The sequence below is a fragment of the Pseudomonas sp. AU12215 genome (assembly GCF_001675465.2).
GTDB classification, from domain to species: domain Bacteria; phylum Pseudomonadota; class Gammaproteobacteria; order Pseudomonadales; family Pseudomonadaceae; genus Pseudomonas; species Pseudomonas nitroreducens.
This window is the reverse complement of record NZ_MACM02000170.1, coordinates 1-23,918: the sequence shown is the minus strand read 5'-3', so window position 1 is coordinate 23,918 and position 23,918 is coordinate 1. Positions and strand designations below refer to the sequence as shown.

19 protein-coding genes are annotated in these 23,918 nt (G+C 64.8%); 7 read left to right on the top strand and 12 right to left on the bottom strand.

The window, feature by feature from the left end:
• Window positions 1-54 precede the first annotated feature (54 nt).
• From lysS to A9513_RS27835, 9 genes are all read right to left on the bottom strand, one after another.
• Window positions 55-1,560 carry a lysine--tRNA ligase gene (gene lysS / locus A9513_RS27875; protein ID WP_024765672.1) on the bottom strand — a complete coding sequence of 502 codons (1,506 nt, stop codon included), beginning with the start codon at window positions 1,558-1,560 and terminating at the stop codon, window positions 55-57.
• 84 nt (window positions 1,561-1,644) lie between these two features.
• Window positions 1,645-2,740, bottom strand: a protein-coding gene (gene prfB, locus A9513_RS27870) for a peptide chain release factor 2 (protein ID WP_099051256.1) whose coding sequence is annotated in 2 segments (ribosomal slippage) — window positions 1,645-2,667 and window positions 2,669-2,740 — 1,095 coding nt in all. Because the reading frame shifts where the segments join, the coding sequence is not laid out codon by codon here.
• A gap of 119 nt (window positions 2,741-2,859) precedes the next feature.
• Window positions 2,860-3,870 carry a PleD family two-component system response regulator gene (locus tag A9513_RS27865; protein WP_024765674.1) on the bottom strand — a complete coding sequence of 337 codons (1,011 nt, stop codon included), beginning with the start codon at window positions 3,868-3,870 and terminating at the stop codon, window positions 2,860-2,862.
• Window positions 3,871-3,894: 24 nt separating this feature from the next.
• Window positions 3,895-4,902, bottom strand: a complete 1,008-nt coding sequence (locus tag A9513_RS27860; RefSeq protein WP_024765675.1) for a chemotaxis response regulator protein-glutamate methylesterase — start codon at window positions 4,900-4,902, stop codon at window positions 3,895-3,897.
• Entirely contained in the window at window positions 4,899-7,187 is a 2,289-nt protein-coding gene (locus A9513_RS27855) for a hybrid sensor histidine kinase/response regulator (protein ID WP_065086132.1), read from the bottom strand. Before A9513_RS27855 ends, A9513_RS27860 begins: the two co-directional genes overlap by 4 nt.
• A complete protein-coding gene (locus tag A9513_RS27850) occupies window positions 7,184-7,870 on the bottom strand; it encodes a chemotaxis protein CheW (protein ID WP_065086131.1) in 687 nt (228 codons plus the stop codon). The genes A9513_RS27855 and A9513_RS27850 overlap by 4 nt, the downstream gene beginning before the upstream one ends.
• Window positions 7,863-9,101: a protein-glutamate O-methyltransferase CheR gene (locus tag A9513_RS27845; protein WP_065086130.1), complete on the bottom strand. Its 1,239-nt coding sequence runs from the start codon at window positions 9,099-9,101 to the stop codon at window positions 7,863-7,865. Before A9513_RS27845 ends, A9513_RS27850 begins: the two co-directional genes overlap by 8 nt.
• Window positions 9,098-9,607 carry a chemotaxis protein CheW gene (locus A9513_RS27840; protein ID WP_065086129.1) on the bottom strand — a complete coding sequence of 170 codons (510 nt, stop codon included), beginning with the start codon at window positions 9,605-9,607 and terminating at the stop codon, window positions 9,098-9,100. Before A9513_RS27840 ends, A9513_RS27845 begins: the two co-directional genes overlap by 4 nt.
• The gene (locus A9513_RS27835) at window positions 9,582-11,201 is read right to left on the bottom strand and encodes a methyl-accepting chemotaxis protein (RefSeq protein ID WP_065086128.1); all 1,620 of its coding nucleotides are present in this window, start codon (window positions 11,199-11,201) and stop codon (window positions 9,582-9,584) included. The genes A9513_RS27840 and A9513_RS27835 overlap by 26 nt, the downstream gene beginning before the upstream one ends.
• A 202-nt stretch (window positions 11,202-11,403) precedes the next feature.
• On the opposite strand from A9513_RS27835, the gene A9513_RS27830 reads away from it, so the two are divergent.
• The 3 genes from A9513_RS27830 to A9513_RS27820 all read left to right on the top strand — a co-directional run bounded on the left by A9513_RS27830 (window position 11,404) and on the right by A9513_RS27820 (window position 14,126).
• Window positions 11,404-11,841 (top strand): YqaA family protein, encoded by a 438-nt coding sequence (locus A9513_RS27830; RefSeq protein WP_065086127.1) that lies wholly within the window; start codon window positions 11,404-11,406, stop codon window positions 11,839-11,841.
• Window positions 11,842-11,995: 154 nt separating this feature from the next.
• The gene (locus A9513_RS27825) at window positions 11,996-13,618 is read left to right on the top strand and encodes a methyl-accepting chemotaxis protein (RefSeq protein ID WP_065086126.1); all 1,623 of its coding nucleotides are present in this window, start codon (window positions 11,996-11,998) and stop codon (window positions 13,616-13,618) included.
• 118 nt (window positions 13,619-13,736) lie between these two features.
• Window positions 13,737-14,126, top strand: coding sequence for a hypothetical protein (locus tag A9513_RS27820; RefSeq protein WP_024765682.1), 390 nt, complete (start codon window positions 13,737-13,739; stop codon window positions 14,124-14,126).
• A 156-nt stretch (window positions 14,127-14,282) separates the two neighbouring features.
• On the opposite strand, the gene A9513_RS27815 is transcribed toward A9513_RS27820, so the two are convergent.
• The 3 genes from A9513_RS27815 to A9513_RS27805 form a co-directional block, all read right to left on the bottom strand.
• Window positions 14,283-14,567, bottom strand: a complete 285-nt coding sequence (locus A9513_RS27815) for a hypothetical protein (protein ID WP_024765683.1) — start codon at window positions 14,565-14,567, stop codon at window positions 14,283-14,285.
• A gap of 133 nt (window positions 14,568-14,700) precedes the next feature.
• On the bottom strand, window positions 14,701-16,323 hold the full coding sequence (locus tag A9513_RS27810) for an MFS transporter (RefSeq protein WP_065086125.1): 1,623 nt from the start codon (window positions 16,321-16,323) through the stop codon (window positions 14,701-14,703).
• A gap of 126 nt (window positions 16,324-16,449) precedes the next feature.
• Complete coding sequence (locus tag A9513_RS27805; RefSeq protein ID WP_024765684.1) at window positions 16,450-18,114, bottom strand: GMC family oxidoreductase; 1,665 nt, start codon at window positions 18,112-18,114, stop codon at window positions 16,450-16,452.
• A 138-nt stretch (window positions 18,115-18,252) separates the two neighbouring features.
• Between A9513_RS27805 and A9513_RS27800 the strand changes: the two genes are divergently transcribed.
• The 4 genes from A9513_RS27800 (at window position 18,253) to A9513_RS35260 (ending at window position 23,865) form a co-directional block, all read left to right on the top strand.
• Window positions 18,253-19,155, top strand: a complete 903-nt coding sequence (locus tag A9513_RS27800) for a LysR family transcriptional regulator (protein WP_024765685.1) — start codon at window positions 18,253-18,255, stop codon at window positions 19,153-19,155.
• A 405-nt stretch (window positions 19,156-19,560) separates the two neighbouring features.
• Window positions 19,561-21,708, top strand: a complete 2,148-nt coding sequence (locus A9513_RS27795; protein ID WP_024765686.1) for a type I secretion system permease/ATPase — start codon at window positions 19,561-19,563, stop codon at window positions 21,706-21,708.
• Window positions 21,705-23,120 carry an HlyD family type I secretion periplasmic adaptor subunit gene (locus tag A9513_RS27790; RefSeq protein ID WP_065086124.1) on the top strand — a complete coding sequence of 472 codons (1,416 nt, stop codon included), beginning with the start codon at window positions 21,705-21,707 and terminating at the stop codon, window positions 23,118-23,120. Before A9513_RS27795 ends, A9513_RS27790 begins: the two co-directional genes overlap by 4 nt.
• An 85-nt stretch (window positions 23,121-23,205) precedes the next feature.
• Window positions 23,206-23,865, top strand: coding sequence for a M12 family metallo-peptidase (locus tag A9513_RS35260; RefSeq protein ID WP_083196238.1), 660 nt, complete (start codon window positions 23,206-23,208; stop codon window positions 23,863-23,865).
• The last annotated feature ends 53 nt before the right edge of the window (window positions 23,866-23,918 follow it).

Below are 23,918 nucleotides of genomic sequence, written 5' to 3'. Positions count from 1 at the left end.
CGCAAAAACGAAAAAGGCCGCCCAGTGGGCGGCCTTTTTCGCTGACTCCTGCGCTTACGCCTGCGGGCGCATATGCGGGAACAGGATGACGTCGCGGATCGACGGCGAGTTGGTCAGCAACATCACCAGGCGGTCGATACCGATGCCTTCGCCGGCGGTGGGCGGCATGCCGTATTCCAGCGCGTTGACGAAGTCGGCGTCGTAGTGCATCGCCTCGTCGTCACCGGCGTCCTTCTCCTTCACCTGCAGCATGAAGCGCTCGGCCTGGTCTTCGGCGTCGTTGAGCTCGGAGTAGGCGTTGGCGATCTCGCGGCCACCGATGAACAGCTCGAAGCGGTCGGTGACGCTCGGGTCGTTGTCGTTGCGGCGCGCCAGCGGGGAGACTTCGAACGGATACTGGGTGATGAAGTGCGGCTGCTCCAGCTTGTGCTCGACCAGCTCTTCGAAAATCATCACCTGCAGCTTGCCCAGGCCTTCGTGGCCGAGAACCTTGGCGCCGGCCTTCTTGGCGATGGCGCGGGCCTTCTCGAGGTCGTTCAGATCAGCCGCGGTGAGTTCCGGGTTGTACTTGAGGATGGCATCGAACACGGACAGGCGGGCGAACGGCTCGCCGAAGTGGAAGACCTTGTCGCCGTAGGGCACGTCGGTGCTGCCGAGCACCGCCTGGGCCAGCTCGCGGAACAGCTCCTCGGTCAGGTCCATGTTGTCTTCGTAGTCGGCGTAGGCCTGGTAGAACTCGAGCATGGTGAACTCGGGGTTGTGCCGGGTCGAAACGCCTTCGTTACGGAAGTTGCGGTTGATCTCGAAGACCTTCTCGAAGCCACCGACCACCAGGCGCTTGAGGTACAGCTCCGGGGCGATACGCAGGAACATGGCCATGTCCAGCGCGTTGTGGTGGGTTTCGAAGGGCTTGGCCGCCGCGCCGCCGGGGATGGTCTGCAGCATCGGGGTTTCCACTTCGAGGAAGCCGCGATCGGAAAGGAAGCGACGGATGTGGGCGATGACCTGCGAACGCACGCGGAAGGTGTGGCGGGTTTCTTCGTTGACGATCAGGTCGACGTAGCGCTGGCGGTAGCGCTGCTCGGTGTCGGTCAGGCCGTGGTGCTTGTCCGGCAGCGGGCGCAGGGACTTGGTCAGCAGGCGCACGCTGGTCATCTCGACGTACAGGTCGCCCTTGCCGGAACGGGCCAGGGTGCCTTCGGCGCCGATGATATCGCCCAGGTCCCAGGTCTTGATCTCGGCCAGGGTTTCTTCCGGCAGGGTCTTGCGGTTCACGTAGGCCTGCAGACGGCCGCTGCTGTCCTGCAGGACGATGAACGAACCACGGTTGAGCATGATGCGACCGGCGACCTTGACCGGGATGGCGGCTGCTTCCAGCTCTTCCTTGGTCTTGTCGGCGTACTGTTTCTGCAGGTCCGCGAAGTAGTCGGCGCGGCGGAAGTCGTTGGGGAAGGCAATGGCCTTGGCCTCACGCACGGCGGCAAGCTTTTCCTTGCGCTGGGCAATCAGCTTGTTTTCTTCCTGTTGCAGGTCGTGCTGGTCGAGTTGTTGGTCGCTCATGGTCGTCTATCTGCCTGGCGTCTTGATCAATATGGGGTTACTGGCAGGGCTCGCCGTATGGCGAGCCCTGCAGGGTGGTGCTGTTTACAGGCCTTGTTTCAGGCTGGCTTCCAGGTATTCGTTGAGGTCGCCGTCGAGCACCTTGTCGCAATCGCTGCGTTCCACGCCGGTACGCAGGTCCTTGATACGCGACTGGTCGAGCACGTAGGAACGGATCTGGTGGCCCCAGCCGATATCGGACTTGGTGTCTTCCAGCGCCTGCGAGGCGGCGGTGCGTTTCTGCATCTCCTGCTCGTACAACCGGGCCCGCAGCATCTTCATGGCGGTGTCCTTGTTGGCGTGCTGGGAGCGTTCGTTCTGGCACGCCACCACGGTGTTGGTCGGCACGTGGGTGATACGCACCGCGGAGTCGGTGGTGTTCACGTGCTGACCGCCCGCGCCGGAGGAGCGGTAGGTGTCGATGCGCAGGTCGGCCGGGTTGATCTCGATCTCGATGTTGTCGTCGATTTCCGGCGAGACGAACACTGCGGTGAACGAGGTGTGGCGACGGTTGCCGGAGTCGAACGGGCTCTTGCGCACCAGTCGGTGCACGCCGATCTCGGTGCGCAGCCAGCCGAAGGCGTACTCGCCCTTGATGTGCACAGTGGCGCCCTTGATGCCGGCGACTTCGCCCTCGGACAGCTCGACGATCTCGGCATCGAAGCCGTTCTTGTCGGCCCAGCGCAGGTACATGCGCAGCAGCATGTTGGCCCAGTCCTGGGCTTCGGTGCCGCCGGAGCCGGCCTGGATGTCCAGGTAGGCGTTGTTGGGGTCCATCTCGCCGCTGAACATGCGGCGGAACTCGAGCTTCTCGAGGATCTCGCGCAGGCGCTGGACTTCGGCCTCGACGTCGGCCACGGCGCCTTCGTCATCCTCTTCGACCGCCATGTCGAGCAGGTCGCGGGAGTCGGCCAGACCGCCGGTGAGCTCGTCGAGGGTCTCGACGATCTGCGCCAGCATGGCGCGCTCGCGGCCCAGGTTCTGGGCGTATTCGGGCTTGTTCCAGACCGCCGGGTCTTCCAGCTCGCGGTTGACTTCAATCAGACGATCATGTTTCAGATCGTAGTCAAAGATACCCCCGAATCGACTGGGTACGGTCGGTGAGGTCCTTGATGCTGTTGAGGATCGGTTGGATTTCCATGGCGGGCATCTCTCACGGGTAAAGGGCGTAGAAAAGCCGGCAAGTATACGTGATTTTTCGCCGCCTTTTCAGGCTTTGCGACAAAGCACGCCCACCGTTTTCGCGCCCTCCCCGCCCGTTCAGCCGGCGATGGCCACCTGGTTGCGTCCGCCGTGCTTGGCGTTGTAGAGCGCCTGGTCAGCCAGTTCGATGAGCTGGCGGCAGGCCTGCCCGGCCTGGGGGATCAGCGTCGCCACACCGATACTGATGGTCAGCGACGAGCCCGGAGTGGGCAGTTCGTGGCGGATATTCAGGTCCTGCACCAGGCGCCGCAGCTTCTCGGCGAGCAGGCGTGCGCCGCCGGGCGAGGTGTTGGGCAGGACCATGACGAACTCCTCGCCGCCGTAGCGCGCCGGCAGGTCCGAGGGGCGGCTGGCGCTGGCGCGGATCGCCCCGGCCACCTGGCGCAGCGCCTCGTCGCCCTGCACGTGGCCGAAGGTGTCGTTGTAAGCCTTGAAGTGATCCACGTCGATCAACAGGATCGACAGCTGGGTCTGCTCGCGCAGGCCGCGGCGCCACTCCATTTCCAGGTATTCGTCGAAGTGCCGGCGGTTGGACAGCCCGGTCAGGCCGTCGGAGTTCATCAGCCGCTGCAACACCAGGTTGGTTTCCAGCAACTGCTGCTGGCTCTCGCGCAGGGCTCGGTAGGCCTCGTCGCGCTGCTGCAGGGCGAGGTAAGAACGCGAGTGGTAGCGCACGCGGGCGATCAGCTCAATGGCGTCGGGCAGCTTGACCAGGTAGTCGTTGGCGCCGGCGCTGAACGCCGCGCTCTTCACCGCCGGGTCTTCCTTGGTCGACAGCACGATGATCGGCAGGTCGCGGGTGGCCGGGTTGCCGCGGTACTCGCGTACCAGCGAGAGGCCATCGGCGCCGGGCATCACCAGGTCCTGGAGGATCACCGTGGGTTTGATCTGAATGGCCAGGGCAATGGCCTGGTGCGGATCGGAGCAGAAATGGAAGTCGATGCCAGGGTCGTCCGCCAGCGCGCGGCGCACGGCCTCGCCGATCATCGGCTGGTCATCGACCAGCAGCACCATCACAGCGGAATCGCCTGGGGTGTTCACGGGGTAGTCACTCGTCAAAGGGTTCATCTGATGGGGCTCCGTAGCCGGCACTCAGGCGCAGACTTCAGCGAGTCTTCGGGCGATGTCGCCCAGCGCGCGAATCTCCACGGCGGCGCCGATCGCCGCCGCAGCCTTGGGCATACCGTACACGGCGCTGCTGGCCTGGTCCTGGGCCAGCGTCAAAAAGCCGCGTTCGCGCATGCGTTTCAATCCCTCGGCGCCGTCCCGGCCCATGCCGGTGAGCAGCACGCCAACGGCGTCGCCAGGCCAGTACTCCACCACACTGTCGAAGAACACATCGATCGAGGGCCGATAGATGTGGCCACTGGGCTGGGCGGTGTAGGCCAGCTCGCCGCCCTTGACCAGGCGGATATGGTGATTGGTGCCGGCCAGCAGCACGCAGCCCGGCTGCGGCGGCTCGCCGTTGCGGGCCAGGCGCACCGGAATCGTCGATTGGGTCGAGAGCCACTCGGCCATGCCGGCGGCAAACACCTCGTCGACATGCTGGACGACCACAATGGCCGCCGGGAAATCCGCCGGCAGACGGGCGAACAGATCGGCCAGCGCCGCCGGGCCGCCCGCCGAGGAGCCGATGGCGATCAGCTTGCGCGCCCCCGAACCCTTGCGCGCCGGCGCCGCGCTGGCGGTCGGGCGGCTGTCGAGCGGGGCGTTGAGCCAGGCCAGGTTCTGCAGTTTTCGCAGCAGCGGCCGAGCCGCCTCGGCAGGGTCTCCGGAGCCCATGGCCGGGGTGTTCACCGCGTCCACGGCGCCATTGCCCATGGCGTCGAACACGCGGCTCATGTTCTGCTCCAGGTCCACCGTGACGACGATGATCGCGCAAGGGCTCTGGGCCATGATCCGGCGGGTCGCCTCGACGCCATCCATCACTGGCATCAGCAGGTCCATGAGGATCACGTCGGGCTTCTGCGCGGCGCACATCTCCAGCGCTTCGGCGCCGTTGGCGGCGACCCAGACGACGCGGTGCGCCGGCTCGAACGCGAGCGCGCGGCGCATCGCCTCCACCGCCAGGGGCATGTCGTTGACTATCCCTATCTTCATCCCTGCGCACTCCCGATCAGGTCGACCACCGCATCCAGCAGGGCCTCGTCGTGGAAGCTGGCCTTGGCCAGATAATAGTCGGCGCCGGCATCCAGGCCGCGTCGACGATCTTCTTCGCGGTCCTTGTAGGACACCACCATCACCGGCAGCGATTGCAGGCGGGTGTCGCGGCGGATCAGGGTCACCAGCTCGATACCGTCCATGCGCGGCATGTCGATGTCGGTGATGACCAGGTCGAAATGCTCCGAGCGCAGGGCGTTCCAGCCGTCCATGCCGTCCACCGCCACAGCGACATCGTAGCCACGGCCCAGCAGCAGCTTACGCTCCAATTCACGCACGGTGAGCGAGTCGTCCACCACCAGCACGCGCTTGCGCGCCGGGCCGGCGAGGCGCCCGGTAGGGTCGATGCGTTCGAGCCGGCCGGTAGCCAGGAGCTTCTCCACCGAGCGCAGCATGTCCTCGACGTCGAGGATCAACACCGGCGTGCCGTCATCCAGCAGCGCACCGGCGGAAACGTCCTGCACCTTGCCCAGCCGCGCGTCCAGCGGCACCACCACCAGGGTGCGCTCGCCGATGAACTTCTCCACCGCCACGCCATAGGCACTTTCGCGGTCACGGATCACCACCACCGGAATCTCGTCCGGCGTAGCTTCGCCATCGGGGCGCTGCAACAGTTGGCTGGCGGACACCAGCCCGACATGCCGACCTTCGTGCCAGAACTGCTGGCGGCCTTCGAGCTGGACGATCTCGTCCGGCGCCAACCGGCGCATGCGTTCGATGTGCGCCAGCGGGAAGGCATAGGTCTCGCCACCGATGGTGACGACCAGACTGCGCACCACGGACAGCGTCAGCGGCACTTCCAGGTGGAAGCGCGCGCCCTGCCCGCGCACCTGCTCCATGCGGATGCCGCCGCGCAGCTGGCGCACCATGTGCTGCACGGCGTCCAGGCCGACACCGCGGCCGGACACCTCGGTGACCTGCTCGCGCATGCTGAAGCCGGGCAGGAACAGGAAGCTCAGCAGCTCGTCCTCGGTGAGGCGCGCCACGGTTTCCTCGGTGGACAGCTGGCGGCGGACGATGGCGCTGCGCAGGCGGTCGAGGTCAACACCGCCGCCGTCATCCTGCAGCTCCAGGACCAGCATGCCAGCGTGATGGCGAGCCAGCAGCTGGATGCTGCCCTGTTCCGGCTTGCCGGCGCGGGCGCGTACCTCGGCGGATTCGATACCGTGGTCGACGGCGTTGCGCAGCAGATGAGTGAGCGGCGCCTCGAGTTTTTCCAGCACATCGCGGTCGACCTGGGTCGTCGCGCCATGCACGTCGAGGCGCACGGCCTTGCCCAACGAGCGGCCGAGATCGCGGACCATCCGCGCCTGCCCGGACAGCACGTCGGAGAACGGTCGCATGCGGCAGGACAATGCGGTGTCGTAGAGCGACTGCGCGCGCTGGCCGGCCTTGAAGCTGAATTCGTCCAGCTCGGCGATCTGCTCGCTGAGCAGTTGCTGGCACTCGCCGACCAGGCGGCGCGCGTCGGCCAGATAAGCCTGCGCCTCGGCGTCGAGATTGGCCGTGCTGGCGGCGTCGCGGGCGCCATCCAGGACGCGGCTGGCACTGGCCTGGATGCGCTTGAGGCGCTGCAGGGAATCGAGCAGCGGCTTGAGGCGCTGGGACTCCACCAGCGACTTGCTGGAATAGTCGAGCAGTTGGTTGAGGCGCTCGGCGGTAACCCGCAGCACGCGTTCGCCGGCTTCATCGCTGTCGCTGGAGCGGCGACGGGGTGCCGGCTCGGCGGGCGCGGCAAGCGGCGTGGGCGATTCAGTAGCCGCCTCAATGGCGACGGGGGCCGGCTCGACCGGCATGGCAACGGGAGGCGCCGGCGGTGCCGGGGTCTTTCCGGAAAGCAGCGCCTGCAGGCGTTCGACCATGGCCGGCACGCCCTGCTGGGCCTGCTCCGCACGCTCGGGCTGGGCGTCGGCGATGTGCAGGAGGATATCGGTGCCGGCCAGCAGCGCGTCGATATGCCCGGAGGTCAGCCGCAGGCGGCCCTCCTGGGCGCCGACCAGGCAGTCCTCCATCACATGGGCGACCTGCACGCCGGCATCCAGCCCGACGATCCGCGCCGCGCCCTTAAGCGAGTGCGCCGCGCGCATGCAGGCTTCGAGCTGGTCGGCCTGGGTCGGGTTGCGCTCCAGCGCCATCAGGCCCTGCACCAGCACCTGCGTCTGAGCCTCCGCCTCCAGGCGGAACAGCTCCAGCATCGATGCGTCCTTCATCTGGTCCGGGGTCATGCGAGGCTCCGGGTGGCGGCATCGAGCAGGGCTTCCTGATCGAGCAGGCGGATGCTGCGGCTGCGCCACAGCATCACGCCGCGGGTAAAGCGATCGGTGGCCGCGTGGTTCTGGGACGAAGCTTCGACTATGGCGCCCTCGTCCAACTCATGGATGCCTTCCACCTCGTCCACCGGCGAGATGATCGGCCCGCCAACGGCCGCCAGGATCAGCATGCGCGGCACGACGCGGGCGTCGTCACGAGTGGCCGTACGATTGTCGAGGCCGAGCAGCTCGCCCAGGGAAATGCACGCCACCAGGGTGCCACGCACATTGGCCACGCCCAGCAGCGCTGGCGAGCGCTGGTGCGGCAGCGAGTGCACGACGCAGGACGGTGCCACCTCGGCCAGCGCGCGGGTGGGCAGGCCCAGCCATTCCTCGCCGAGTCGGAAGATCAGGTGCGGGCGGCCCTCTTCGATGGCCACTTCGGTGGGTTCGACAGGCGCCAGCTCCGCACCTTCGCTGCCCAGCGCGTAACGGTCCAGCAGGCTGATGGCGGCGGCGGCATGCACCGGGCAGTTGCGGCAATGGATGTGCTCGGCCAGCTTCGGGCAGCTCCGGTCGCCGCGCACGCCGATGCGGTTCCAGCAGTCGTCCACTGACGGCAGGTCGGATCCAAAGGTGGCGTAGCCGCGTTCAACCATTGCGCTTCACTCCTCGCGCGGCGCGCTCCTGCAGACGCCGGGCGCCGGCCGTGTCGCCCTGGGCCGCGAGCAGTGCGGCCAGGTGCTGCAGGCTTTCCTGATGATCGGGTTTCAGGTAAAGGGCCTTGCGGTAGAAGGCCTGCGCCTCGTTACCCTGGCCCTGGGCATCGGCCAGCAGGCCGAGCCAGTAGAATGCTTCGGCGTCCGGGCCATTCTCGGCCAGCCACGCCTCGCAACGCTGGCGCGCTTCGGCGGCCTGGCCGGCGTTGGCCAGCCGGGCGATCTCCACCAGCGCGTTACCGGCAGACACAGTGACCGGCTGCTCGGGTTTGGCGGCCAGGCGCGGGCGCACCGGCGCGGGTTTGGGCGGAGCCGGACGTGGGATCGGCGCCGGCGCGGTCCAGTTCAGCGGCGCCACGCGGGGAGCCGGTTCGACGCTTTCCAGTGGGAAGGCGAAGGATTGCGGGACACCCAGCGGACGCAGCCCGATGCGCGACATCAGGCTGGCCTCGGCCGGGCCGATGAACAGCACGCCATCCGGCCGCGTCAGGCGACACAGCACTTCCACTACCTGTTCCTGGGTCGGCCGGTCGAAATAGATCAGCAGGTTGCGGCAGAACACATAGTCATAGGGCGCCTCGCCGGCCAGCAAGCCCTGCGCCAGCAGGTTACCGACGCGAAAGCGGACCTTGCGGCGCACCGCCTCGGCGAGTTGGTAATCGTTGCCATCGGCGCTGAAATGGCGGTCGCGGAATTCCAGGCTGGAACCGCGGAAGGAGTTGCGGCCATAACGCCCTTCTTCCGCCCGCTCCAGCACCGCGCGGCTGACATCCAACGCATCGACCTGGAAGGCGGACGGTGCCAGTCCTGCGTCCAGCAGTGCCATGACGATCGAGTACGGCTCCTCGCCAGTCGAGCACGGCAGGCTCAGCACACGCAGCGGGCGGCTGCCGGCCAGCTCCAGCACGCGCCGGGACGCGAGATCGGCGAGCGCGCCGAAGGATTCGGGATAACGGAAGAACCAGGTCTCCGGAACGATCACCGCCTCGATCAGCGCCTGCACTTCCTCGGTGGAGCCCTGCAGAAGCATCCAGTAATGCTCGCCATTGCCACCGCTGACCTTGTTGCAGCGCTGGCGCACGGCGCGCTCGATCACGACGTCGCCGACGGACTCGGCGTCCAGGCCGATTCGTTCCTTGAGCAACCGGGCGAAGCGCGGATCGGTGGTCATGCCGGCGCACTCCCGTCCAGCAGCAGGCGCGCGCGGGCTTCGTCGCTGAGCAACTGGTCAACGCTCACGCGCTGCAACAGGCCCTGCTCGTCTTCCAGAACGGGGCCAAGGTAGCGGGCGCTGCCGTTGTCCAGTTCATAGTCGCGGAAGCTCGCCGGGTCGCGGCGCAAGGTGTGGGTGGCCTGTTCGAGGATCAGCCCGAGCCGCTGTTCCTGCCCTTCCGCAACGGCGCGATAGCGCACCAGCACCAGACGCGTACTGGTGCGGCGTGGCGCGCTGTGGCCGAAGGCGAGCTGGCTCATGTCCAGCACCGGCAGCAGCGCGCCACGGTGCGGAAACAGCCCGGCAACCCAGGCTGGTGCTTCCGGCACACGCTTGAGCGCCGGCACCGGCAGCACTTCGATCACGTCATGGACATCCAGCGCATAGCGGTCCGCACCCAGGCGGAATTGCAGGTACAGCCTGCCCGCCGCGGCGGTGTCAGACCTTGAAGCGCGAGACGCCATTGCGCAGTCCGTTGGCCACGAGGTTCAGCTCATCGATGGCGAAGCTGGCCTGACGCAGGGATTCCACAGTCTGCCCGGTGGCCTCGCCCAGCTGCACCAGCGCCTGGTTGATCTGCTCGGCGCCGGTGGCCTGGGCCTGCATGCCTTCGTTGACCATCTGCACACGCGGTGCCAGGGCCTGCACCTGCTGGATGATCTGCGAGAGCTGCTCGCCGACCTGGCCGACTTCGGAAATGCCGCGACGCACCTCCTCGGAGAACTTGTCCATGCCCATTACGCCGGCAGAGACGGCGGACTGGATCTCGCGGACCATCTGCTCGATATCGTAAGTGGCCACGGCGGTCTGGTCGGCCAGCCGGCGCACTTCGGTAGCCACCACGGCGAAGCCGCGGCCGTACTCGCCGGCCTTCTCCGCCTCGATAGCGGCGTTGAGCGACAGCAGGTTGGTCTGGTCGGCCACCTTGACGATGGTGGTGACCACCTGGTTGATGTTGCCGGCGCGCTCGTTGAGGATCGCCAGCTTGGCGTTGACCAGTTCGGCGGCGCCCATCACGTGGTGCATGGTCTCTTCCATGCGCGCCAGGCCGAGCTGGCCGGAGCCGGCCAGGGTGGAAGTCTGCTCGGCAGCCGACGACACTTCGGTCATGGTGCGCACCAGGTCGCGCGAGGTGGCGGCGATTTCCCGCGAGGTAGCGCCGATCTCGGTGGTCGTGGCGGCGGTCTCGGTGGCGGTGGCCTGCTGCTGCTTGGAGGTGGCGGCGATTTCGGTGACCGAGGTGGTCACCTGGATGGCCGAGCGCTGCGCCTGCGAAACCAGGCCCTTGAGCTCCTCGGCCATGCCGTTGAAGCCGGTCTCTATCACCGCGAACTCGTCGTTGCGCTCCATCGCCAGGCGCGTGGTGAAGTCCCCGCTGCCCATCACCTGCAAACCTTTGACCACCTGGCTCACCGGTCCGGTGATGGCACGCATCAGCAACAGGCCGCACACCGCGGCGACGGCGATGGCCAGCAGCAGGGAGATCAGCATGATGGCCTTGGCGGTGGTCACCTCGGTGACGATGTTCGCGGAAGCGGCATCGGCGATCTCCTTGTTCAGCGAGATCAGTTGGTTGAGGGTCTTGCGGCCGTCTTCCCACATGGGCTCCAGGCGATCCAGCAGGAGCTTGCGCGCCGCTTCACGGTCAGTGCCGTAAAGCTGCAGTACCTGGCCCAGCAACGCGTCGTACTCGCTCGCCTGCTGCTTGAAGTGGGCGAGGATCTCATGGTCGCGCGGATCGTTGACGGTGCGTTCGTAGGAGGCAATGCGCTCGATCAGGGTGTCGTGATTGGCACGGAACTCCTGGCGACGAGCCTCGTCGAGGGCCTTGCCGTCACTCAGGCCGACCAACACCTGGGTCAGCAGGATACTGTCAGTCCAGGCCGAGCGGACGGTTGTCAGGGCGTAAGTGCCAGGCATGGCGTCCTCACTGACCCGCTTGGTGCTGGCCTCGACGCGCAGCAGGCGGGTGTAGGAAATCACCACCATCAGCAGCATGATCGCGATGACGACGGCAAAGCTGGCCAGGATGCGTTGGCGTAAAGTCCAGTTCTTCACAGCGTTCCCCAAGAGATTTGTGGCGTACTGATGTAGGAAGTATTCGGGGAAACACGCCGCGAAAGTAAATTCCTACCAAATCATCAGCAAGATAGGACATATAGTATCCGCAGACACCGGAACCTTTTCTCTTTATTCCGAATTTTTAGCACGCTGGTTCTGCCACTCTCACTCTTCCTGTCCTTCGGCCAATCCAAGACTCATGCTCAGCCTTGCCCTGGCCGCCCACCTTGGCCTGTTCCTCTCAGCCTTCACCGCCGCCACCCTGCTGCCACTGCAATCCGAAGCCTTGCTCGTGGCTCTGCTGCTGGGCGGCCAGTACCCCGTGTGGTCGCTATTGCTGGCCGCGAGCCTGGGCAATGTGCTCGGCTCGCTGGTGAACTGGCTGCTGGGCCGGGGTCTGGAGCGCTGGCGCGGGCGCCGCTGGTTTCCGGTGAGCGATGCGGCGCTGGAGAAAGCCCAGCGCCATTACCGGCGCTTCGGCAACTGGTCGCTGCTGCTCAGCTGGGCGCCGGTGATCGGTGACCCGCTGACACTGGTCGCCGGTGTCATGCGCGAGCCCCTGTGGCGTTTCCTGCTTCTGGTCAGCGTCGCCAAGGTCGGGCGCTACGCCGTACTGGCCTGGCTCACGCTCGCCTGACTTGCCCTTGGTCAGAACGGCCAGGAATTTCCTCTGCGAGTCCTGTTTTGCCACTGCAGCGAAAAATTGGCGCCAAGTAATATCACCGCGCCATCACCGTGCATGGCAGAGCCTGCCGGCTCCACACAATGGATGAAGAAAAGGGAAATTCACGATGTTCAGAAGCATGAGTATTGGCCGCCGCGCGTCCCTGGGTTTCGCTGTCATGGGCCTGCTCCTGGTGTTTCTTGGGTTGTTCTCGCTGTACAAGCTGTCGACCCTGCGCGCCGCTTCCGAGGAAATCGACAGCAACTGGCTGCTGAGCATCAGCCAGATGAACCAGCTGTCGGGCGACATCGCCCGCATCCGCCTGGAATCCATGCGCCTGCTGGTCAACCACGACAGCACCGCGCGCCAGCACAGCCTGGAGCTGATCGCCGAAGCGCGGCAGGACAAGGACAAGGTGCTGGCCGACTACCGCCGGCTGATCCTCAGCAGCGAAGAGCAGCAGCGCACCGATGAACTTCGCCAGGCGCTGGACGGCTACCTGGGCTTTGTCGACCAGTTGCTGGAAAAGGTCCGCCAGAACGACGAGGAAGGCGCGCTGCACATCCTCAACGGCAACATCACCCAGCAGGGCGCCGAACTGAACAAGCGCCTCACCGCGCTGATCGACCTCAACCGCAACGGCGCCGCTGCTGCCGCCGACCGCGCCGTGGAGCAGTTCCAGAGCGGCCGAATGGTGGTCGGCGGCATTCTGCTGCTGAGTGTCGGCCTGACCCTGCTACTGGCCTGGCAACTCACCCGCAGTATCGTCGTACCGCTAAGCCAGGCGGTGCGCGTGGCCCAGACCATCGCCAGCGGCGACCTGAGCCAGCGCTTCGGCATCGAGGGCCGTGACGAGCCGGCACAGTTGCTCAAGGCCCTCGCGGAGATGCAGACCAGCCTGCGCGAGACCATCCGTGGCATCGGCAATTCGGCCAGCCAGCTGGCCTCGGCCGCCGAGGAAATGCACAGCGTCATGGACGACAGCAGCCGCGCGCTGCAGCAGCAGAGCGACCAGATCGAGATGGCCGCCACCGCGGTCAACCAGATGACCAGCGCCGTGGAGGAAGTCGCCAGCAACGCCGCCTCGACCTCCGCCGCCTCCCGCGAGGCCATCGACGCCGCGCGCAGCGGCAGCGAGCGGGTGGACGAAACCTCCAGCGCCATCGGCATCCTGGCTGGTGAAGTGGGCCAGGCTTCGCAGCAGGCCGAAGCCCTGGCAAACCAGGCGCAGGACATCGGCAAGGTGCTGGAAGTGATCCGCAGCGTCGCCGAGCAGACCAACCTGCTGGCGCTCAACGCCGCCATCGAAGCCGCCCGCGCCGGCGAGGCCGGGCGTGGTTTCGCGGTGGTCGCCGACGAGGTTCGCTCGCTGGCCCAGCGCACGCAGAGCTCGACCCGTGAGATCGAGGAGCTGGTGTCGGCCATCCAGAACGGCAGCGATCGCACCGTCACCGCGCTGCTCAGCAGTACCGCCCACGCCGAGCGCACCGTCAGCCGCACCGGCGAGGCAGGCGACTCGCTGCAGGTGATCCTGCAACGCATGTCGCTGATCAACGAACGCAACCTGGTGATCGCCAGCGCCACCGAGGAACAGGCCCAGGTCGCCCGCGAGGTGGACCGCAACCTGCTGACCATCCGCGACCTGGCGACCCAGACCTCGGCCGGTGCCACCCAGACCAGCGCGGCAAGCCAGGAACTGTCGCGGCTGGCCGTGGACCTGAACGGCATGGTGGCGCGCTTCGTGGTCTGACGGCCCATGGCCCTACTCCCGTTTCGCCGTCGAGCTGGCGAAACGGGACGAGATGACAGGGAATTTTTCCGGTAACTTCCTATCCAATGGCCATCATGGAACGCCACAGGGTGGATAGATGAAACTGTTGAAATTCTCGGCCGTGCTGGCCGCAGCCGCATTGTTGAGCGCCTGCGGGGGGAACGAGGCCAAGGTCTGCGGCTCGGACGACGTGAAGAACCAGCTGGTGAAGGTCTTCCTCTCCGGCGCGCTTTCCGCCCAGTCCGATGCGCTGAGCAAGGCCGAGCTGAAGGACGTGGCGATCATCGACAAGGACCCGGACAGCGGCGTACTGGAATGCGTCGGCACCCTGACCGTACCGGTGGTCGGCCAGGTCGCCTCGGGCACCCTGAAGTACCAGATCGCCCCGGCGGCCAAGTCCGAGCACGACTACCTGCTGCTGCTCGCCGATGGCCCGCTGGCCAATGCCTTCGCCAAGCGCATCGAGGGGATGATCCCGCAGCAGTGAGGTTATCCACAGGCAATGAAAAACCGGCCCAGATGGCCGGTTTTTCATTGGGCGGGCATTTTGTAGGAGCGATGGCCCCTGGGAACGCCATTGAAAATGGAGTCCGCTGCGCAGGACAACATCGGCTTGCGGCGTATCCTCCAGGGAACTTTCGGCTTAAAAACCTTCCAGATCGATCAGCTCGCCCTCGAAGCGCAGCCAGCCGCCCTCTTCATTCGCCTCGCCACCCTGGATCTCGCCGTAATAGGACAACCCGTTATCCAGCGTCACGCAGACGTGGGTCGGCTCTTCCGGGGCATCCAGCTGGCCCTTGAAACGCACCTCGATCACGCCTTCTTCGGGAGCGCTGAGGGTGATGGTGACGCGGGCGTTATCCACTGCTTCGGCTTCGCGGCCCCAGTGCTCGGCGCTGACGGTAACGGTGGCGATCTCTTGACTCATGCTCGAACTCCAATACGAATGGCCCGCTGCGCAGGCCAAGTCGGCATAGGGTAAGCGACACCGTGTCGCCGCGATACCTCTCCGCCATGAACGAGGCCCGCATCGCGCGGGCCTCGTTCACTTCAAGCGCCGGTCAATCGGCGTGGATGTCGTTGTCCTTGGTCTCGCGCAGGAACAGCAGCGAGCACACCAGGCTCATCGCCGTCACCAGCACCGGGTACCAGAGCCCGTAGAAGATGTTGCCGGTATACACCACCAGGGCGAACGAGATGGTCGGCAGCAACCCGCCGAACCAGCCGTTGCCGATGTGGTACGGCAGCGACAGCGAGGTGTAGCGGATGCGTGTCGGGAACAGCTCGACCATCAGCGCCGCCAGCGGGCCATAGCAGCAGGTGGCGATGAAGATCAGCGCGACGATGATGGCCACCACCATCGGCCGGTTCACCAGCGAGGAATCAGCCACGGTCGGGTAGCCGGCATCCTTCACCGCTGCGCCCAGCGCGGCGGCGTCGAAGCCCTCGATGCGCTTCTCGCCCACGGTCACCACCAACTCGCTACCAGCCGGCGCAGCCAGCGTGCTGTAGGGCACGCCGCCTTTCACCAGCAGCGTCTTGGCCTTGTCGCAGGCGCTGTCGAACTTGGCCTTGCCCACCGGATCGAACTGGAAGGTGCAGGTGGCCGGGTCCGCCATCACGGTGACCGGCGCTTGGCGCGAGGCCGCGTCGATCTGCGGGTTGGCGTAGTGGGTCAGCGCCTTGAACAGCGGGAAATACAGCACCGTGGCCAGCAGCAACCCGGTGATCAGCACCGGCTTGCGACCGACCTTGTCCGACAGCCAGCCCATGATCACGAACAGCGGCGCACCGATCACCAGCGCAACGATCAGCATCCCGTTGGATAGCGCCGGGTCGACCTTGAGCACCTGGGTGAGGAAGAACATCACGTAGAACTGTGCGGCGTAGAAGGTCACCGCCTGCCCGGCGTTGATGCTGAACAGCGCGATCAGCACGATCTTCAGGTTGCTCCAGCGGGTGAACGATTCCTTGAGCGGCGATTTACTCACCTTGCCCTCGGCCTTCATCTTCAGGAACGCCGGCGACTCGTGCATGGACAGGCGAATCCAGGTGGAGATGCCCAGCAGCACGATGGAAATCAGGAATGGCAGGCGCCAGCCCCAGGTTTCGAACTCCGGCCCGGTGAGCTGGCGGCAACCCCAGATCACCACCAGCGACAGCAGCAGCCCGCCGGTGGCGGTGCACTGGATCCAGCTGGTGTAGGCGCCACGTTTGTGGTCCGGCGCGTGTTCGGCCACGTAGATCGCCGCGCCGCCGTACTCCCCGCCCAACGCCAGGCCCTGCAACAGGCGCAACACGATGAGGATGACCGGTGCCGCCACGCCGATGGTGGCGTAGGCCGGCAGCAGGCCGACGGCGAAGGTCGACAGGCCCATCAGCAGGATGGTGACGAGAAAGGTGTACTTGCGCCCGATCATGTCGCCCAGGCGGCCGAACACCAGCGCGCCGAAGGGACGGACGAGGAAGCCGGCGGCGAACGCCAGCAGGGCGAAGATGAAGGCAGTGGTGTCGTTGACCCCGGCGAAGAAGTGCTTGGCAATGATCGCCGCCAGCGATCCGTAGAGGAAGAAGTCGTACCACTCGAACACCGTGCCGAGCGACGAGGCGAAGATCACCTTGCGCTCGTCGCGACGCGTGGTCGCGGGACGCTCATAGGAGCTGGGCTGTGCTACATCGGTCATTACGGGCTCTCCTGCCCCTTCTGGGGGCTCTTGTTTTTGTCAGCCTCGACTGCCACGGCCTTCACACCGCGCGATACCGGTTGTCTTGCTACACGCCAAATAAAAAGTGGGCAGACGGGATCGCCGTCACGCCACCGGAGCTTCCTCCTGTGTGCGCCCACTGGAAGGGATGACCTCCGCGCCGCGCGCGGGTTCGCTCAAAATCATCTGCGCGGCCTTTTCCGCGATCACCAGCACCGGCGAACAGCTGTTGCCGGAGGTCAGGCTGGGCATGATCGAAGCGTCGGCGATGCGCAGGCCGGGAATGCCATGCACGCGCAACTGGCTGTCCACCACCGCCCCCCCGCCCTGCCCCATGCGGCAGGTACCGGCCGGGTGGAAGATGGTGGTGCCGATCTCGGCGGCGGCGCGGTGCAGGTCTTTCTCGGTCTGGTAATCCGGGCCGGGCTTGAACTCCACCGGGTTGAAACGCGCCAGCGCGGGTGCGGCGGCGATACGCCGGGTCAGGCGGATGGCATCGGCGGCTACGCGCAGGTCCTGTGGGTGGCTCAGGTAGTTGGGCTGGATCACCGGTTTGTCGCGCGGGTCGAGCGAACGCAGCGTGACCGAGCCACGGCTCAATGGGCGCAGGTCGCACACCGAAGCGGTGAACGCCGGGAAGCTGTGCAACGGCTCGCCGAAGCGCTCCAGCGACAGCGGCTGCACGTGGTATTCGAGGTTGGCCGAACGCTGGCCGGGGTCGGACTTGGCGAACGCGCCCAGTTGGCTCGGCGCCATGGACAGAGGCCCGCTGCGCTTGAACAGGTACTCCAGGCCCATGCCCATCTTGCCCCACAGCGTCGAGGCGATCTGGTTCAGCGAAGGTGCGCCGTTCATGCGGTAGATCAGGCGCAGCTGCAGGTGATCCTGCAGGTTGCCGCCGACGCCGGAGAGCTCATGGCGCACTCCGATTCCGTGCTTCTCCAGCAGATCGCGCGGACCGATGCCCGAGCGTTGCAGCAACACCGGCGTGTTGATCGCCCCGGCGCAGAGGATCACCTCGCGCCGGGCCCGCAGTTCACGCCGAGCCCCCTGCCAGTTCACTTCCAGGCCCACCGCGCGACCGTTTTCCAGCAGTACACGATGGGCTTCGACGTGGGTCAGCACGGTGAGATTGGCGCGGTTGGCAATGGGCCGCAGGAAAGCCTTCGACGCATTCCAGCGAACGCCGGAACGCTGGTTCACCTGGAAATAGCCGCAGCCTTCGTTGTCGCCGCCATTGAAGTCCTCCACCGAGCGCACGCCGGACTGCGCCGCCGCTTCGCGGAAGGCATCGAGGATCGCCCACGACAACCGCTGCTTCTCCACCCGCCATTCGCCGCCGGAGCCGTGCAAGTCGCTTGCGCCGGCGAAGTGGTCCTCCATCTTCATGAATAGCGGCAGCAGGTCGTTCCAACCCCAGCCAGGATTGCCCTCGGCCGCCCAGCCGTCGTAGTCCAGCGCCTGGCCGCGCATGTAGATCATGCCGTTGATCGAGGAGCAGCCGCCCAACGTGCGCCCGCGCGGGTACTTGATGGCGCGGCCGTTCAGGCCCGGCACCTTTTCGGTGTCGAAACACCAGTCGGTGCGCGGGTTGCCGATGCAATAGAGGTAACCGACGGGGATGTGGATCCAGGGATAGTTGTCCGGGCCGCCGGCTTCGAGCAGCAGCACGCGGTTGGCGGGGTCGGCGGACAGGCGGTTGGCCAGCAGGCAGCCGGCAGGGCCCGCGCCAACGATCAGGTAGTCATAAGCATCCAGTGCCTGCGGCATGGAAAGCACCTCGTCGTTTCTTGTTCTTTTGGGTATGACGACTGAGCCTAGTCGTTCGTTCGTGATAAAAGAACAGTCGTTTCGAGTCACCTGCTGTGCGTTTTCTAACAGTGCGCCTTCTGCCAACGAGAGCCGCCCATGTTCGACTGGAATGACCTGCGCTACTTCCTCGAGCTGCACCGCAGCGGCCGCCTGCTGACCACCGCCAAGCGCCTGGGCACCACCCACGCCACCGTGGCGCGGCATATCGAGAGCATCGAGCGTGACCTCGGCACCCAGCTGTTCGCCCAGCACACCGGCGGCTACCAGCTCACCCCGGCCGGCCAGGCGCTGCTCAAGCACGCCGAGGCCATGGAAAACACCGCCCTCCTCGCCCAGGAGGAAATGAGCCAGGCCATCTCGCCGCTGGGGCAGATCCGCATCGGCGTCACCGAAGGCCTGGGCACCATGTTCCTCGCCCCGCGCATGGGCGAACTGATGCAGAGGTATCCCGGGCTGGAGGTGGAACTGGTGTCGGTGCCACGCTTCGTCAGCATCACCAACCGCGAGGCGGACATCGCCATCACCCTGGAACGCCCCAGCGCCGACCTACTCATCAGCCGCCTGCTCACCCGCTACCGCCTGAGCCTGTTCGCCAGCCCCGCCTACCTGGAAAACGCCCCGCCCCTGCGCGACCGCGAGGACCTCAGCCAGCACCCGTGGATCGGCTACGTCGACGACCTGCTGTTCAGCCAGGAACTGCTGTTCCACCACAGCTTCTGCCGCCACCCGCAGGTGGTGTTCCGCAGCACCAGCGTGGTTGCCCAGCAACAAGCCGCCCAGGCGGGCATCGGCATCGCCATCCTCCCGCAGTACATGGGCCTGCACGACCCACGGCTGGTGCCGGTGCTGCCGGAGGAGTTCATCGAACGGGAATACTGGATGTGCACGCGGCGCGAGTTGCACCGGTCGGTGCGGCTGAGGCTGGTGTGGGATTTCCTGGTGGAGGTCTGCGGCCGCGAACAGGGCATTCTCGTCGAGGGGAAGAACGCAGCTCCCTAGCCACGCGGGCCGTTGCACATGCCGCACCGTCGCGCCAAGACTGCCGTGGCGCAGTGCGGCTATTCCGTAGGGGCAGGAGCGCCGCTCTTCACGCTTCCTCAACCACACCAGTCGCAATTCGGTGGACTGGCAGACGAAGACCATCGCATCAAGGGCATCAATGAAGGCCAGCGGTTCGTAAACGCCCGCGATTCCCCGTCCTGTCGTCCTGAGAAAGCCGTCCTACCCCCGAAGAGGACACTCTGTTCCTCAGCAAACCCTGATTCCAGAGCAGGCTCTGCCTGAAGCGTCTGATTTGGATGCCGCGCTATACAACACCATTGCTGAACACGGGCTGAACAAACATAACTTCCTTGTCCAGGTAGCACATGCCAGTGCTGCCCATCCCTGACAGGAAGTACAGAGATGAATGCTCCAGCCTCGCAGGAAGTCCCGTCCTCGCCCCTCGACACGGGCCTTCAATGCCTGATTACGCTGTCGAGCTTCCACGGCATCGCCGCCAGCGCCGAGCAACTGCGCCACGAATTCGCCGAAGGCGCCCAAACCTTTGACCGCGACCGCCTATTACTCGCCGCCCGGAAACTTGGGCTGCTCGCCAAATCCGCACAGTCACAACCATTACGCCTGGCACAAACGCCACTGCCCGCCATTGCCGAAGCCGTCGACGGCAGCTTCTTCATCCTTGCCCGTGTCGATCAGGGCCAGGCGTTGATCCAAGTCCCCGGACAACGCCCCGAAGCGATACCGCTGGCCAATCTGAAGGAACGCTGGAACGGCCGGCTGATCCTGTTGCGGTCCCAGGCGTCCATTGGTGGTGAACTGGCACGTTTTGACTTCACCTGGTTCATTCCCGCCATCGTCCGCTACCGCAAATTGCTCAGCGAGGTATTGATTGCCTCCTTCTTCCTCCAGCTGTTTGCCCTGCTGACGCCATTGTTCTTTCAGGTAGTGATGGACAAGGTCCTGGTCCATCGGGGCCTGTCCACCCTCGATGTGCTATGTGTCGGGCTGCTGACCATCCTCATCTTCGAAAGCCTGCTCAGCGGCCTGCGCACCTACGTCTTTGCCCACACCGCCAGCCGCATCGATGTGGAGCTGGGCTCACGCCTGTACCGCCATCTGATCGCCCTGCCCATCGCCTATTTCCATGCACGACGGGTCGGCGACTCGGTAGCGCGGGTGCGCGAGCTGGAGAACATTCGCAGTTTCCTGACGGGTAATGCGATCACGCTGCTGCTGGATCTGCTGTTCTGCGTGGTGTTCATCGCGGTGATGCTGGTCTACAGCGGTTGGCTGACGCTGGTGGTGATCTTGTCATTGCCGGTCTACGTGCTGCTGTCGCTGCTTATCACCCCACCCTTGCGCGCTCGCCTGCAGGAGAGCTTCAACCGCGGCGCGGAGAACCAGGCCTTTCTGGTCGAATCCCTCAACGGCATCGACACCCTGAAATCCCTGGCAGTGGAGCCGCAGTCCACACGGCGTTGGGACAACCAACTGGCCGCTTACGTCGCCGCCAGTTTTCGCACACAGGTTCTCTCTACGCTGGCGAACGAGGGCGTCGGCCTTATCGGCAAGCTGGTGACCGTGATGACCCTTTGGCTCGGCGCGCGCCTGGTCATCGAGGGAGACTTGTCGGTCGGCCAGTTGATCGCCTTCAACATGCTTGCCGGCCGCGTGGCCCAGCCGATCATGCGCCTCGCTCAGCTATGGCCGAATTTCCAGCAGACCGGCGTTTCCATGCAGCGCCTGGGCGACATTCTCAATACCCGCAGCGAGGCCGGACTCGGCCAGCGCAGCTCGCTGCCGCCGTTGCGCGGTCGGATCGAGTTCGATCAGGTGTATTTCCGCTATCGCAGCGATGGCTCGGAAGTACTGCGCGGCATCAGCCTGGATATTCGCCCAGGCGAGGTAATCGGCATCGTCGGCCGCTCGGGCTCGGGCAAGAGCACTCTCACCCGTCTGTTGCAACGCCTTTACGTGCCCGATCGTGGGCGGGTACTGGTGGATGGCATGGACCTGGCGCTGGCCGAAATGTCTTCGCTGCGTCGGCAGATCGGCGTGGTGTTGCAGGAAAACCTGCTGTTCAACCGCAGCATCCGCGACAACATCGCCCTCACCGACCCAGGCGCGGCGCTGGAGCGGGTGATCGAGGTCGCCCACCTGGCCGGCGCCCACGAGTTCATCCTGGAACTGCCCGAAGGCTACGACACTATCGTCGGCGAACACGGCGCCTCACTTTCGGGCGGCCAGCGGCAACGCATCGCCATCGCCCGTGCGCTGCTGAATAACCCGCGCATCCTGATCTTCGACGAGGCCACCAGCGCGCTGGACTACGAGTCCGAGCGGATCATCCAGCAGAACATGCGCGCCATCTGCCAGGGCCGCAGCGTCATCATCATTGCCCACCGCCTGAGTGCGGTGCGTCGAGCCAACCGCATCGTGGTGCTGGAGCGCGGGCAGATCGTCGAGCAAGGCAGTCATGCCGAACTGTTGCTCCTTGAGCAGGGCCACTACGCGCGCCTGAACCAGTTGCAGCACGGTGACGACCAATGAGCGCCCATCGCGAGCTGCTGCAGCGCTATCGTCTGGCGTGGAACCACGCCTGGGGCCTGCGCCACAGCCTGGACACAACTCCGCGCTTGCCTCACGAAGCACAGTTTCTCCCCGCCGCCTTGGCCTTGCAGGAAACCCCCGTTCACCCGGCCCCTCGCTACCTGCAATGGCTGATCATGACGCTGGCGACACTGGCCGTTCTCTGGGCCGTCCTGGGCCAGGTGGATGTGGTCGCCACCGCCAACGGACGCATCGTCCCCAGTGGCCGCAGCAAGGTCATCCAGCCGCATGAAGTCGCCGTGGTGAAGGCCATTCACGTCACCGATGGCCAGGCCGTGAAGGCCGGCGATCTGCTGGTGGAGCTAGACCCGAGCCAGACCAGCGCCGATGTCGAGCGATTAGGCAGCGATCTGCTCGCCAGCCAGGTGGATGCAGTTCGCGCGCAGGCCATGCTCGATGCGATCACCAACCAACACCCCCCCACCAACGTCGCCGCCAAACTGCCACAAGCCAGCGTTGAGCAACAACAAGCCGCCAACCTCTGGCTGCAAGGTCAGTACCAGGAGTTGCGCAGCGGCCTGGCGCAGCAGGAAGCGGTGATTGCCCAGCGCAGCGCAGAAATCCAGGCCGCGAGACTGTCAGCCAGCAAACTGGAGCAGATGCTGCCCATCACCCGGCGCATTACTTCCGACTATGCGCGCCTGGCGGAGCAAGGGTTGGTGCCCAAGCACCACTACCTGAACAAGCAGCAGGAGCAGATGGAGCAGGAGCGTCAACTGACCGAGCAGCAAAGCCGCATACTCGAACTCACATCAGCGCGGCAAGCCGCGCAACAGCAACGGGAAACCACCCTGGCGCAAAACCGCCGCGCCATGCTCGACCTGTTGCACCAGTCCGAGCAGAAAGCCGCCGCCCTGCAACAGGAGCTGCACAAGGCCGAACGCCTGGACAGCCTCACCCGCCTCACCGCTCCGGTGGACGGCACCGTCCAGCAACTGGCGATCCGTACCGCTGGTGGCGTGGTCACCGAAGCGCAACCGCTGATGGTGCTGGTGCCCCGCGACCAACCGATAGAAATCGAAGCCCAGCTGGAGAACAAGGACATTGGCTTTGTGCATCCGGGCCAGGACGTGGCCGTAAAGATCGAGGCCTTCAACTTCACCAAGTACGGCGTGCTCCACGGGAAAGTGCTGAGCCTCTCCGAGGACGCTATTGAGGACGAAAAGCGCGGGTTGCTCTATAGCCTGCACATCGAACTCAACCAGAACCATATCCGTGTGGGCAGCGAAGATTTGCCGCTGACACCGGGAATGGCAGTGCGTGCGGAAATTAAGACCGATCGACAACGGGTTATTGACTACTTCCTCAGTCCGTTGAAGCGATACATGGATGAGAGCTTGGAGGAAAGATGACATGCAAGTAAGCATCGTGAATTTAAAAGCGCACCCATGAAAACTCAGCACACCGACAAACACTTAACCAAACGGAAATGCAGACATGACCAATATGACACCCTATTCACAATCCGGGCAGGATGAAATCGACTTCATACTTAAAAAAGGCGAATCCGCTAGAAAATGGATACTACCCGCAAACAAAACTATAACTTGGTCAACACTTGCAAACCAAGACACAGGAGTACTCGGGTCAAATTTCGGATTCACAGACCCCGCTCAAAAATCACTAATCAGCTCAGTACTCCAAAGATATTCAGAAGTGACAAATGTCAACTTCCTCTATACCTCCCCTTCCTTCAGCCCCGTGGCCGACCTACTGATATATAACATGCGCACCGACGCTTATAATGGCGTAGCCGTCGTCAACCCAGGCGACCAATATGCAACTATCGGCTTACGTGTTGAACATCAAAACACCCCCCAAGGCTGGGCAGTTACAGCTCATGAGGTCGGACACATTTTAGGCCTGCAACACACACATGAAAAAATCAATAACGAATGGATCTACTCCTCCAACGCTTCAATGTACAACAAAATCGATACAGTCATGTCATACAATAGCGTAAGAAAATTTTACTATGAGTACCAAGCAGAACCAACCGATTTAGGTATTTATGACATCGCCGCAATTCAATATCTTTACGGAGCAAATACCTCGGCGGCCGCAAAAACTGAGTGCAACACCCGACCATTTCGGTAAGGTGTTGCCCCATGTCCTATCACGAACTCAGCGCCACAGAGCGCGTCACGATC

What these genes read in the sequence shown, in the direction of transcription:
- A9513_RS27855 (WP_065086132.1), bottom strand. Translation starts at nt 7,187, where the DNA reads ATGACCCCGGACCAGATGAAGGACGCATCGATGCTGGAGCTGTTCCGC.
- A9513_RS35260 (WP_083196238.1), top strand. Translation starts at nt 23,206, where the DNA reads ATGACCAATATGACACCCTATTCACAATCCGGGCAGGATGAAATCGAC.
- A9513_RS27820 (WP_024765682.1), top strand. Translation starts at nt 13,737, where the DNA reads ATGAAACTGTTGAAATTCTCGGCCGTGCTGGCCGCAGCCGCATTGTTG.
- A9513_RS27830 (WP_065086127.1), top strand. Translation starts at nt 11,404, where the DNA reads ATGCTCAGCCTTGCCCTGGCCGCCCACCTTGGCCTGTTCCTCTCAGCC.
- A9513_RS27845 (WP_065086130.1), bottom strand. Translation starts at nt 9,101, where the DNA reads ATGACCACCGATCCGCGCTTCGCCCGGTTGCTCAAGGAACGAATCGGC.
- A9513_RS27825 (WP_065086126.1), top strand. Translation starts at nt 11,996, where the DNA reads ATGTTCAGAAGCATGAGTATTGGCCGCCGCGCGTCCCTGGGTTTCGCT.
- A9513_RS27840 (WP_065086129.1), bottom strand. Translation starts at nt 9,607, where the DNA reads ATGGCGTCTCGCGCTTCAAGGTCTGACACCGCCGCGGCGGGCAGGCTG.
- lysS (WP_024765672.1), bottom strand. Translation starts at nt 1,560, where the DNA reads ATGAGCGACCAACAACTCGACCAGCACGACCTGCAACAGGAAGAAAAC.
- A9513_RS27860 (WP_024765675.1), bottom strand. Translation starts at nt 4,902, where the DNA reads ATGAAGATAGGGATAGTCAACGACATGCCCCTGGCGGTGGAGGCGATG.
- A9513_RS27850 (WP_065086131.1), bottom strand. Translation starts at nt 7,870, where the DNA reads ATGGTTGAACGCGGCTACGCCACCTTTGGATCCGACCTGCCGTCAGTG.
- A9513_RS27795 (WP_024765686.1), top strand. Translation starts at nt 19,561, where the DNA reads ATGAATGCTCCAGCCTCGCAGGAAGTCCCGTCCTCGCCCCTCGACACG.
- A9513_RS27815 (WP_024765683.1), bottom strand. Translation starts at nt 14,567, where the DNA reads ATGAGTCAAGAGATCGCCACCGTTACCGTCAGCGCCGAGCACTGGGGC.
- A9513_RS27790 (WP_065086124.1), top strand. Translation starts at nt 21,705, where the DNA reads ATGAGCGCCCATCGCGAGCTGCTGCAGCGCTATCGTCTGGCGTGGAAC.
- A9513_RS27810 (WP_065086125.1), bottom strand. Translation starts at nt 16,323, where the DNA reads ATGACCGATGTAGCACAGCCCAGCTCCTATGAGCGTCCCGCGACCACG.
- A9513_RS27805 (WP_024765684.1), bottom strand. Translation starts at nt 18,114, where the DNA reads ATGCCGCAGGCACTGGATGCTTATGACTACCTGATCGTTGGCGCGGGC.
- A9513_RS27865 (WP_024765674.1), bottom strand. Translation starts at nt 3,870, where the DNA reads ATGAACCCTTTGACGAGTGACTACCCCGTGAACACCCCAGGCGATTCC.
- A9513_RS27800 (WP_024765685.1), top strand. Translation starts at nt 18,253, where the DNA reads ATGTTCGACTGGAATGACCTGCGCTACTTCCTCGAGCTGCACCGCAGC.